Source organism: Mesorhizobium sp. M0306 (assembly GCF_040321655.1).
GTDB lineage: Bacteria > Pseudomonadota > Alphaproteobacteria > Rhizobiales > Rhizobiaceae > Mesorhizobium.
In genome coordinates, this window is sequence record NZ_JAMYRY010000006.1 from 237,144 (window position 1) to 248,563 (window position 11,420).

The 11,420-nt window shown below is 64.2% G+C and carries 9 protein-coding genes; 7 read left to right on the plus strand and 2 right to left on the minus strand.

Translation table 11 applies throughout. The annotated features are described in order from the left end of the window. Positions 1-121 precede the first annotated feature (121 nt). The gene (ligD, locus tag NKI95_RS12630; protein WP_352717092.1) at positions 122-2,620 is read right to left on the minus strand and encodes a DNA ligase D; all 2,499 of its coding nucleotides are present in this window, start codon (positions 2,618-2,620) and stop codon (positions 122-124) included. A gap of 155 nt (positions 2,621-2,775) precedes the next feature. Then, the gene (locus tag NKI95_RS12635) at positions 2,776-3,000 is read right to left on the minus strand and encodes a hypothetical protein (RefSeq protein ID WP_352717094.1); all 225 of its coding nucleotides are present in this window, start codon (positions 2,998-3,000) and stop codon (positions 2,776-2,778) included. A gap of 428 nt (positions 3,001-3,428) precedes the next feature. Here NKI95_RS12635 and NKI95_RS12640 point away from each other — a divergent pair, with 428 nt between their 5' ends. From NKI95_RS12640 to NKI95_RS12670, 7 genes are all read left to right on the plus strand, one after another. Further along, positions 3,429-4,805 carry a coiled-coil domain-containing protein gene (locus tag NKI95_RS12640; RefSeq protein ID WP_352717096.1) on the plus strand — a complete coding sequence of 459 codons (1,377 nt, stop codon included), beginning with the start codon at positions 3,429-3,431 and terminating at the stop codon, positions 4,803-4,805. A gap of 31 nt (positions 4,806-4,836) precedes the next feature. Beyond that, the gene (locus NKI95_RS12645) at positions 4,837-5,289 is read left to right on the plus strand and encodes an OmpA family protein (protein WP_352644983.1); all 453 of its coding nucleotides are present in this window, start codon (positions 4,837-4,839) and stop codon (positions 5,287-5,289) included. Next, positions 5,246-6,040 (plus strand): tetratricopeptide repeat protein, encoded by a 795-nt coding sequence (locus tag NKI95_RS12650; RefSeq protein WP_352717097.1) that lies wholly within the window; start codon positions 5,246-5,248, stop codon positions 6,038-6,040. Before NKI95_RS12645 ends, NKI95_RS12650 begins: the two co-directional genes overlap by 44 nt. A 275-nt stretch (positions 6,041-6,315) precedes the next feature. Further along, positions 6,316-7,323 (plus strand): aldo/keto reductase, encoded by a 1,008-nt coding sequence (locus NKI95_RS12655; protein ID WP_352717099.1) that lies wholly within the window; start codon positions 6,316-6,318, stop codon positions 7,321-7,323. A 229-nt stretch (positions 7,324-7,552) separates the two neighbouring features. Continuing rightward, entirely contained in the window at positions 7,553-8,503 is a 951-nt protein-coding gene (locus NKI95_RS12660; RefSeq protein WP_352717110.1) for a substrate-binding domain-containing protein, read from the plus strand. A gap of 223 nt (positions 8,504-8,726) precedes the next feature. Further along, a complete protein-coding gene (locus NKI95_RS12665; RefSeq protein WP_502908343.1) occupies positions 8,727-10,295 on the plus strand; it encodes a sugar ABC transporter ATP-binding protein in 1,569 nt (522 codons plus the stop codon). After that, on the plus strand, positions 10,292-11,308 hold the full coding sequence (locus tag NKI95_RS12670; RefSeq protein ID WP_352467912.1) for an ABC transporter permease: 1,017 nt from the start codon (positions 10,292-10,294) through the stop codon (positions 11,306-11,308). The genes NKI95_RS12665 and NKI95_RS12670 overlap by 4 nt, the downstream gene beginning before the upstream one ends. Positions 11,309-11,420 lie beyond the last annotated feature (112 nt).

Sequence of the window (11,420 nt, forward strand, 5' to 3'; positions counted from 1 at the left end):
ATACCGGCAAATCCCTAGCGAAATCTTCCATCTCGGCTGAGGGGTCGGCGGTGGGACCTGACGGGAAGAATAATTCAAATTTTCCGGAGCGTCGATGGAGTCTGGGGCCGCGCCCGCAGGACTACCTCGCGGTGCCTATCACCGGCAAATCCCGGGCGAAATCTTCCATGTCGGCCCAGGGATCGCCTGACGTCGACAGCAGGCCTGGCAGGGACGAATAATTCAGATCCTGCGGAGCATCGATGGATTCCAGATCGCTCCAGCTGACCGGTGTCGAGGCCGGCAAATTGGTGCGGGCGCGCAGCGAATAGGGAGCAGCCGAAGTGTGGCCGCGCGCATTGCGGTGATAATCGATGAAGATGCGCCGCTTGCGGTTCTCCTTGCCCATGGTGGTGGTGAAAGTGTCGGGCGCGGTGGCGGCAAGATGCGTGGAGATGGCGCTGGTCGCCTGGTGCAGTTTCTTCCAGTTCTGCTTTTGTGTCACCGGCACGGTGATGTGGATGCCGTGGCCCCCGGAGGTCTTGGCGAACGGCACCAGCGCTAGCGCTTCCAGCTCGCCCTTAATGTGCACCGCCGCCTCCACCACCTCGCGCCAGGCGATCCCCTCGCCCGGGTCGAGGTCGAAGACGATCAGGTCCGGCTTGTCGAGCCGCGTGCGGTGGGTGCCCCAGGTGTGGAACTCGACGACACCGAACTGCGCCAGCGCCAGATAGCCCTTGGCGTCTTCCACCGAGAGATAGGATTTGGTCTCGCCCTCCGAATTGGTCGCCTCGAAGGTCGCCACCGAGGAAGGCATGCCGGTGAAGGCATGGCGCTGGAAGAAACAGTCCTGCGGCCTGCCGGTCGGGCAGCGCACCAGCGAGACCGGCCGGCCGAGAATGTGCGGCAGCATGAAATCGCCGACCAGCGCGTAATAGACGGCGATATCGAGCTTGGTCGGTCCGGTCTTGCCGAACAGCCGCCGCGTCGGGTTGGTCACCCAGATGGTCGCGAGGTCGGCCTCGGCGATCAGCCGTTTGCGCTTGGCCGACACCGGCGTCGACAGGCCGACGTCGCGCAGGCCGCGGAACACGGCATGGCGCAGCGCATTGTCGGTGGTCCGGTTGGCGTAGTGGATATGCGCCGAAAGCAGCGGCCGCACCCAGTTCATCTCGCGCATGATTTCGCGCGAAACCCCTTCGGGCGCGGATGCACCGGCCCGCAATGGCTCCAGCCGCGCCAGCAATTCGCCTGCCGTCGCGGCATCGAAGCCGGTGCCGACCTTGCCGCGATAGTGCAGCTCGCCGTCTTCGAATTCGCCGAGGCCAAGTGCAGCCAACCCCTCTGCCGCATCGGAGACGGTGTAGCCTGCGATGACGAAGTCGCCGGTCTGAAGCGCCTTGGTCTTGGTCCAGGTCTTGGTACGGCCGCTCTGGTAGATTGCCGTGGCGCGCTTGGAGACGACACCCTCGAGCCCCATCTCGGATGCCTGGTCATAAAGTGCCTGGCCGTCGCCTTCGACATGATCGCTGAGCTGGATGGCCGAATTGGCACCGAGACCGGACAGCAATTGCGAAAGCAGCGCCTTGCGCCGGCGGAGCGGCGCTTGTCTCAGGTCCCAGCCGTCGAGATACAGAAGATCGAAGGCGTAGAAATGGAGCTTGTTGCCGGCGCCTTCGGCCAGCGCGTCCTGCAAAAGGGCAAAGCGGCTGATGCCCTTGGCGTCGAGCGCGACGACCTCGCCATCGATGATCGCCTCGCGGCACGGCAGCCTGGCGAATGCAAGCGGAAGGTCGCCATAGCGCTTCGTCCAGTCGAGGCCGGCGCGGGTGATCAGCCTGACTGCGCCGTTAGCGAGATGCGCCATGGTGCGGTAGCCGTCGAATTTGATCTCGTGCAGCCAGACTTCGCCCGTTCGGGCCGCGGGGTCATCTCCGCCCGGCGGCTTCGGAACCTGCGTAGCCAGCTGCGGCTCGATCCGGGGAGGCGGCGGCGTCTTGACGGCGCCCGGCAAAGCGCCGGGTTTCAGCACCACCGGCCTGGCAGGTTTGGCGGCAGGCTTCGGCGCTGCCACCAGTTCCTCGATGAGGCGTCCGGATTTGACGCTTTCCGGGCGGGCTTCCAGTATGTCGAGCGTGGTGTCGGCGGCGAGATCACGCTCCTTGAACAGCAGCCAGTTCTTCTTGCCCTCATCCTCGCCGGGCTTCGGTTTCAGCCGCGTCAGCATCCAGCCGCCATTCAGCTTTTCGCCGGCCAGCCGGAACTTGAAGGAGCCGGTGCGCAGGCTCTTCTCGACATCGTCCATCGGCGCCCAGACGCCGGTATCCCAGACGATCATCGGCCCGCCGCCATATTCGCCTTCGGGAATGACACCTTCGAAGTCGATATATTCGAGCGGATGGTCCTCGGTCTCGACCGCCAGCCTTTTGTCGGCCGGGTTCAGCGACGGGCCGCGCGGCACCGCCCAGCTCTTCAGCACGTCGCCGACCTGCAGGCGCAGATCGTAGTGATCGGCGGTGGCGTGATGCTTGTGGACGACGAAACGATTGCCCTCACCGGCAACCAGACCGCCGGCCGGTTCCGGCGTCCTCGTGAACTCGCGCTTGGCGCGATAGGCCTTGAGCTTTGGTGGGGCGGTCATGGACTAGGCGCGGGTGGTGGGCAAAAGCAACGAGCGCAGCATCAAAATCCCATCGCAGCGGCGCTCCAATGTCACGGCATGGATCCCAGGGTCTCCGCGACGTCGCTTCGCTCCTGCACCGCCCTGGGATGACGAAGGATGGGAGGTCACGCCGCTCAATCGTCGGTGGCCGGCGTCAATTCGAGTTCGGCCGGCGACAGGCCCTGCTGCAGCTGGCTGAGCCGGAATTCGTCGACCCAATAGGCCTCGCCATCGACCAGCACGCGCGCGCTGTAGCTGCCGGCCGAAAAACGTTGCGCGGTGATGTAGACCTTGTGGCGGTCGAGCGCCTTGCGCACCGCGGCGCGCTTGGATTTTTGGCTGATAGCGGAACTGGCCATGCAATTTGCTCATACACGCAGAGCCGCAAGACAAGACGGCCGGCTCAAGGATGGCTGAGACGGGGTGTCGTGTCAATTTCGGCGAGCGAGCGTCCCCACGACCGCCGGCGCATAGTGCCCGACGTCCATATATCAGGACGTGACACTTCCCCGGACTGGATGAAGCATCCCTCGAATGGATGAAGCTAAAAGTTCGAATTTACTCGAATGGATGAAGCTAAAAGCTCGAATTTATGCGTAGGCTCGTGGTGCACGTCTTCCAATTGGCGTCGCGGGATAGCAAGCCCCCGACCGAGGTCGCTTTTTTGACGAACGGAAAACGGACAGACATTGGCCTCAAAGCTGCGGTTCCACCTGCAAGCGGCGCCGAGTTGCTGAAATCCAGGGGCTGGTTTCGTGTCAACTGGCAAAGAATACTCTTGGCTAGTATGTTGATCGTCGGCGCGACAATTACGCTCTCGACTGCGTCCGCAGTTGAGATCGAAAAGCTGCGGCAGCAGGCGACCGCCGATCACACGGAGCTGGTGAGCGAAGCCGCCCAAGCGGCTTCGACGGATGCCGCCCCGCTCGATCGCCAGCTGGCCGAGCTCGCGGCTGAGATCGAAAAGCTGCGGCAGGACGCGACGATCGACCGCGCGACCATGGCGCAACTGCGGACGCAGGTGAGCGAAGCCGCCCGGGCGCCGCCACCGGATGCGGCTACGCTCGATCGCCAGCTGACCGAACTTTTGGGTCAGATCGAAAAATTGCAGCAGGTGGCGGCGGGCGACAGCACGAACCTCCCCCAGTTGGTCGAAAAGCTGCGGCAGGACGCGACCGCCGACCGCGCGGCAGTGGCGCAGTTGCGGACGCAGGTAAGAGAAGCCGCCCGGGCACCGCCACCGGATTCGGTTACGCTCGACCGCCAGCGGACTGAACTCGCGGCCGAGATCGAAAAGTTGCGGCAGGGGGCGACCGCCGACCGCGCGGAGCTGGCGCAGTTGCGAGCGCAGGTGAGCGACATCGCTCGGGCACCGTCACCGGATGCGGCCGCACTCGATCGCCAGCGGTCCGAGCTCGTGGCTCAGATCGAAAAGCTGCGGCAGGCGGCGACCGCCGACCGTGCGGCCCTGGCGCAGCTGCGGACGCAGGTGAGAGAAGCCGCCCGGGCACCGTCACCGGATGCGGTTACGCTCGATCGCCAGCGGGCAGAGCTCGTGGCCGAGATCGAAAAGCTGCGGCAGGACGCGACCGCCGATCGCACGGAGCTGGCGCAGTTGCGAGCGCAGGTGAGCGACGTCGCCCGGGCGCCGTCGCCGGATGCGGCCGCACTCGATCGCCAGCGGTCCGAGCTCGTGGCTCAGATCGAGAAATTGCGGCGGCAGGCGACGGACAATCATGCCGGCATGGATCGCCTTGAAAAGCAGATGGATCGCCTTGAAAAGCAGTTTGCTGAAGCATTTCAGCCTCAAGAGTCGTCTCAGCCTCAGTCTACCGCAACCATCGGCACATCGCCTGATATCGTTCTGCCCCCAGATACAACTCCACGAGTCATTCTGCGCTTTGCGCGTAACCGCGATTCCGCGCGGACACGAGCGGCGACCCTTGAGCGGAGTCTGCGAGCCCAGGGGCTCGACGTCGTAAAATCTGGCAATTCACCCACAAGCTCTCGGGCAAACGAAGTCATGTACTTTTACAATGAAGATCGACCAAGCGCAGAGCGTATAGCGGCTGGGCTTGTGGAAGCTGCACTCATCCAGCGCGCATTTGCGGACGATGGTTCACTCCCCCGCCCCGGAACTATCGAAGTGGCAATTGGGCGGTAACTAGTAAGGTAGCGCAAAACAGGAGTCTGATATGAACCTCAGTTGCTTTGTTCGCCATCTCGCCTTTATTGTCCTGCTGGGAAGCACATCTGCTTTCGCGCAAACAGATCCGCCTTCGCCCGCGACGCCGGAAAGCGCGAAACCACAAAGTGGACCGGCCCCATTGGTCATCCATTTCGGCACCGGCAGCAGCACAATTCTTCCCAAGGACAGAGAAGTCCTCGATCAAGCGTCTCGCGCCTTCAACGAGGGCAAGCCGCAAGTCATGATCGTTACTGGCAGTGCCGATCGTGCCGGACCACCAGCGCAGAACCTCTTGCTTTCTCAGCGCAGGGCGACAGCGGTGCTGAAAGCTTTGCTCGATCGCGGACTTCCGGTCGACCGGTTCCAGGTCCTGGCGAAAGGCGAAACAGAACTCGCGGTTCCGACCGAAGAGGGTATTGCCGAACCTGAAAACCGTCGTGTCGAGATCACCTGGCGCTAACGCCGTGCGCCGCTTCGTGACCGCGGCCAGTCTATTGCTCGCGTTCGCACAGTCGGTGACGCCGGCTAGCGCCGAGGATCCGAGTGCTTTGTTTCGCGAGGCACTGCGACAAGACTTGATGGGCGGGCCGACAGGTGCTCGGCTCGCCTTCGACATGTACCGCCGTGCTGCAGAAGCGGGTCTGCCCGAAGCACAATTCAATGTTGCCATCATGCTTGACAGCGGCCGCGGCGTGTCCCCGGATATGGCGCAAGCCGCCACATGGTACGCGCGTGCGGCCTCTCATGGCATTCGAAGAGCGGCATATAATCTCGGCCAGCTTTACGAGGCAGGGCAAGGCGTTCCGCAAAACGTCGATCTCGCCCGTGCGTGGTTCAAAGCATCCGGTCTCCCGGCTGCTCGCGCGCGCCTGACTGCCATTCGCTCTGGTGGCGCAAAGGCCGCGACGCTTTCCGCTCCAATACTCATCGCGCCTACATATGGCGAGTTGATTGGCTCCAGCGCAAATGGTGTCGAGCTAGTGTGGACGGCACGCCAGCAACCAGAGGGAGTGCGCTTCTTCGTGGAGTTGCTCGCACTTGTGCCATCTGGTTCAAGTGAAATCTATTCCGGCTTTGTCGATATTTCGAGCCTGAACGTGACTCTCTCAAGTCATAAGGGAGCCTTCGCATGGCGCGTGCTCACCGTGGCACGAAGAGGTGGCCGCTACGCTGCCAGCGATTGGTCTTATATGCGCACTGCTGCCAACTGATGGTCTGATTTACGGCGGCCGACTTCGCCAACACCTTCATCGTTCGTGGCCCGCCATCCACGGGTGGTCCGAAGCTAGCTGCTTCTGGCCTTTCCGGCCCGGACCACCCGCCTCCTTGCGTCCTTCCCAAGACAGCGGACACTGTAAGCGCATCGATGCGGCGCACTTTGACCTGGATTCAAATGGCCGGTCAGCTATCGGCTGTGGAAACCCAACCGGCGCGCTATATGGGATATGGCGGCTTGGACTGCGACACCGACCCCGGAGAACCTCAGATGACATTGAGCACACGCAAACTCGGCAGCCAGGGGCTGCAAGTATCAGTGATCGGTCTCGGCTGCATGGGCATGAGCCAGTCCTATGGCCCGGCCGACGAGGCGGAATCGACCGCCACGCTGCACCGCGCCATCGAACTCGGCTGCACGTTTTTCGACACGGCGGAGGTCTATGGGCCGTTCGCCAACGAGGAACTGCTCGGCCGCGCCCTGAAGGGCCGGCGCGACGCGGTGACGATCGCGACAAAGTTCGGCTTCCGCATTGAAAACGGCAAGCAGATCGGCACCGAGCGCGACAGCCGGCCCGAACATATCCGTGAGGCTTTGGAAGGTTCGCTGAGGAGGCTCGCCACCGACCACGTCGATCTCCTCTATCAGCACCGCGTCGATCCGGCGGTGCCGATCGAGGATGTGGCGGGCGCTGTCGGCGAGCTGATCGCTCAGGGCAAGGTCCGCTTCTTCGGCCTCTCTGAAGCCGGCGCCGCCAACGTCCGCCGGGCGCATGCCGTGCATCCGGTGTCGGCCGTGCAGAGCGAATATTCACTGTGGGAGCGCAATCTGGAGCCGGAGATCATTCCGCTGTTGAAGGAGCTCGGCATCGGCCTGGTGCCGTTCTCGCCGCTCGGCCGCGGTTTTCTCACCGGCGATGTCAGGCGCGCCGAAGACTATCCGGAGGGCGATTACCGGCGCGGCGATCCGCGCTACCAGGGTGCCAACTATGACGCCAACATGCAGGCGGCGGCAACGGTACTCGACATCGCCGCGGCGAAGCGCGTCAAGCCAGGTCAGATCGCGCTGGCCTGGCCGCTCCACAAGGGCAGCGACTTCGGCATCGACATCGTCCCGATCCCCGGCACCAAGCGCAGAAAGTACCTCGAGGAGAATGTCGCCGCGGCTTCGATCAGGCTGGATTCCGCTGAGATGCAGGTGCTCGACGACGCGCTGGCGCCGGGAAAGGTCGCCGGGCCGCGCTACGGCGAGCGCACCATGGTGATGATCGATCGGTAGGTCTTGCCTTCTCCCGTTCTTGCGCAAAGCTCCGGCCTTGGCTAGCATCCGCCGGCCGGCATCGAGCGGAGGAGAACGTCGCGGTGGACCGGCTGGAGCCCCGTTGCGTCCCTTCAAACACGAGTTGGGCGCTCAAAGGACACTCCATTTTTGAATCGACGCAAGGAACCTTCCGGAAAACCCATTCCGGTTTCGGGGTCGTGCGCTCATCTGGGAGGAGACTAAATTGATCAACAGACGTGAATTCCTGCTGTCGTCCGCGGCGATGGGCGCCTTGGCGCTGGCCACTCCGCAATTGGCTTTTGCCCAGGACAAGCTGACCATCCTCGGTTCGGTGCCGAGCCTCGGCTTTCCGTTCTTCGTGCACATGCTGAACCAGATCAAGGCTGAGGCGCAGGCGCAAGGCGTCAACCTGGTCGAGAGCGACGGCCAGAACTCGGCGCCCAAGCAGACCGCCGATATCGAAGCGGCACTGGTGCAAAAGGTCAACGCCATCGTCATCTCGCCGCTCGACGTCAACGCGCTGGCCCCAGCTATCGAGGAAGCGGTGAAGGCCGGCGTTCCCGTCGTCACCATCGACCGCCGCGTCGAGGGCGTCGAAGGCATCCTCGCCCATGTCGGCGCCGACAATGTCAAGGGCGGCGAGGCCGAAGCACAGGCCATGGTGGCGGCGTTCCCGAACGGCGCCAAGATCTTCCATCTGCAGGGTCAGCCCGGCGCCGGCCCGGCGATCGACCGCAACAAGGGTGTGCACAACGTCCTCGATCCGATGAAGGACAAGTACCAGATCATCTTCGAGCAGACCGCAAACTTCGCCCGCGCCGAGGCGCTGTCCGTCACCGAGGCAGGCCTTGCCGCCAACGGCAAGCCCGACGCGATCATCTGCGCCAATGACGACATGGCGCTTGGCGCGGTTGAAGCCTGCGCGGCGCGCAACTTCACCGACGTCAAGATCTATGGCTTCGACGCGCTTCCCGAAGCGCTGGTCGCCGTGCGCGACGGCAAACTGGCCGGCACGGTCGAGCAATTCCCCGGCGAACAATCGCGCACCGCCGTGCAGATCGCGGTCGCGTACGCCAGGGACAAGACCGAGCCGAAGGAAAAGCTGGTGCTTTTGACGCCGATCGTCATCGGCAAGGACAATCTCGACAAGGCGGAAAGGCTGGGCGAGACGAAGTAGGCAAAGCCGGCGGGACAGCACCCCCCTCTGGCCTGCCGGCCATCTCCCCCTCAAGGGGGGAGATTGGATGTCACGCCGGCTCTCGCTAATTTTCGATCTTGCAGAAGAAGCGAGGCCAACGAGGCTGCCAATCTCCCCACTTGAGGGGGAGATGGCCGGCAGGCCAGAGGGGGGTGCTGTCCCGCCAGCCTTGCGTGACAACCGAATGATCGAGGAGCAAACTTTGCCCAAGGCAGCCGCTATTGCGCCCTCTCCCGCCCTGCTCACCGTCGAGGGTGTGACCAAGCGCTTTGCCGGCGTCACCGCGCTGAACGACGTTTCGCTCGAAGTCCGCCCCGGCGAGATACTCGGCCTGCTCGGCGAGAACGGCGCCGGCAAATCGACGCTGCTCAAGATCCTGTCCGGCGTGATGCCGCCGTCCAGCGGCCGCATCGTTTTCGACGGGGTCGAATTCAGCCCGCACAATCCGCAGGATGCCAAGCGCCACGGCATCGTTACCATCTACCAGGAACTGAGCCTGATCCCGACGCTGACCGTGGCGGAGAATATCTTCATCGGCCGCGCACCGCTCGGCCGGTTCGGGCTGGTCAGCTGGCGGAAGATGGAGGAAGATTCGCGCGCGATCATCGCTCGCGTCGGCCTCGACCTCGACCCGGCGACGCCGGTGTCGGCGCTGTCGGTGGCCGAGCAGCAGCTGGTCGAGATCGCCCGGGCGCTGTCGCTGAAGAGCCGCTTGATCATCATGGACGAGCCGACCTCGGCGCTGACCGAAACCGAAGTGCACAGGCTGATGTCGATCATGGGCCGGCTGCGCAAGGACGGCGTCGCCATCATGTTCGTCACCCACCGGCTGGAAGAGGCATCGGCGATCTGCGACCGCATGACGGTGCTGCGCGACGGCAGGCTGGCCGGCCATCTCGACCGCGAAGGTGGGCCGATCAGACTGCCGAAGATCATCGAGAAGATGGTCGGCCGTGCCGCTTCCGAGCTCTATGCCAGGCCGACCCAGCGCGATGTCGCCGGCGACGTCCGGCTCTCGGTGCGCGGCCTGCGCACGGTGCGCGATCCGCAGGCGCCGCACGCCATCGTGCTCGAAGGCGTCGATCTCGACCTCAAGGCCGGCGAAATCCTCGGCGTCGCCGGGCTCGTCGGCTCCGGCCGCACCGAGCTCGCCCGTGCCATCTTCGGTGCCGACCGCATTGCCGCCGGCACCATCAGGCTCGACGGCAGGCCGATCGCGCCGGCCTCACCCGCCGATGCCATCGAGCTCGGCATCGGCCTGGTGCCGGAGGACCGCAAGCACCAGGCAATCTTCGCCGCACTCGCCATCCTCACCAATTTCTCGATCGCCGCGCTCGACCGCTACTCCAATGTCGGCTTCATGGCCGAGCGGCGCGAGCGCGAGGCGTTGGCGAACTACAGGAAGACGCTGTCGATCCGCATGGCCTCGCCCGAGCAGGCGATCGAGGGACTGTCGGGAGGCAACCAGCAGAAGGTCATCCTTGCCCGCTGGCTGGCACGCGATCCCAAGGTGCTGATCGTCGATGAACCGACGCGTGGTGTCGATGTCGGCGCCAAGGCGGAGGTGCACCAGATCCTGGTGGAGCTCGCGGCGCGCGGCATCGCCATCATGATGATCTCGTCGGAGCTGCCCGAGGTGCTTGCGGTGTCGGACAGGATCGTCACCATGCGGCGCGGGCGCATTACCGGCGAGATGCCCGGCATCGAGGCGACCGAGGAGAAACTGATGGAACTGATGGCGCTCGACCAGAAGCAGGAAGCAACGCAATGACCAGCACGACCGAACGGAGCCAGCGCGGCGGCGTCAATATTGCGCGCCTGCTGATGAGCTTCGGCCCACTGATGTTCCTGGCGTTGCTGATCGTCGTCTTCACCGTGCTGAAGCCGAGCTTCATCGACCCGATCAACCTGTTCAACATCATGCGCCAGATCTCGATCACCGGGCTGATCGCGCTCGGCATGACCTTCGTCATCCTGACCGCCGGTATCGACCTGTCGGTCGGCTCGCTGCTCGCCTTTTGTGGCATGGTCGCGGCCGTGGTAGCCAAAGGCGGCACCGCCAACACGCTGTCGCTGTCGACAACGGGCACGCAAGGCTATGGCTGGTTCGCCGCCCTTCTCGCCGCCGTCGTCGTCGGCGCCGTGGCCGGCGGCGCCCAGGGCTTTGCCATCACCAGGCTGAAAGTGCCGCCCTTCGTCGTCACGCTCGGCGGCCTCACCGTGTTTCGCGGCCTGACGCTGACAATCTCCAATGGCGGTCCGATCTCCGGCTTCGACGCCTCGATGCGCTGGTTCGGTACCGGCCTGATCGGCCCGGTGCCGGTGCCGGCGATCATCTTCGCGATTGCCGCAATCCTGTGCCACATCGTGCTGCGCTACACGCGCTACGGTCGCGCCGTCTACGCCGTCGGCGGCAATGCCGAGGCCGCGCGGCTCTCCGGCCTGCGGGTCGACCGCATCCTGATCTCGGTCTACATCATCGTCGGCTTCTTCGCCGGCCTTGCCGCCTTCGTTTTGTCGGCGCGGCTCAACTCCTCCGAAGCCGTGGCCGGCATCGGCTACGAGCTGACGGTGATCTCGGCGGTCGTCATCGGCGGCACCTCGCTGTTCGGCGGCATCGGCAGCGTCGGCGGCACTGTAGTGGGCGCAGGGCTGATCGGTGTGCTGCAGAACGGCCTGCAGTTCAACAACGTCTCGTCCTACACGCAAAGCATCGTCATCGGCCTGATCCTCATCCTCGCCGTGGCCTTCGACCGCTGGCTGAAATCGCGGGTGAGGCGGTGATGGTGGAGGAGCGGTAGCTATCCAGGTCGGCAGGACAGAGGGGGGTGTTCAAGCGCAGCGTAGAGGGATAGGCAAGTTTCGCGCGAAGGGAATAGAAGTAGTGAACCACTAT

Coding starts and splice junctions, on each gene's coding strand:
- ligD (WP_352717092.1), bottom strand. CDS start 2,620: ATGACCGCCCCACCAAAGCTCAAGGCCTATCGCGCCAAGCGCGAGTTC.
- NKI95_RS12635 (WP_352717094.1), bottom strand. CDS start 3,000: ATGGCCAGTTCCGCTATCAGCCAAAAATCCAAGCGCGCCGCGGTGCGC.
- NKI95_RS12640 (WP_352717096.1), top strand. CDS start 3,429: ATGTTGATCGTCGGCGCGACAATTACGCTCTCGACTGCGTCCGCAGTT.
- NKI95_RS12645 (WP_352644983.1), top strand. CDS start 4,837: ATGAACCTCAGTTGCTTTGTTCGCCATCTCGCCTTTATTGTCCTGCTG.
- NKI95_RS12655 (WP_352717099.1), top strand. CDS start 6,316: ATGACATTGAGCACACGCAAACTCGGCAGCCAGGGGCTGCAAGTATCA.
- NKI95_RS12670 (WP_352467912.1), top strand. CDS start 10,292: ATGACCAGCACGACCGAACGGAGCCAGCGCGGCGGCGTCAATATTGCG.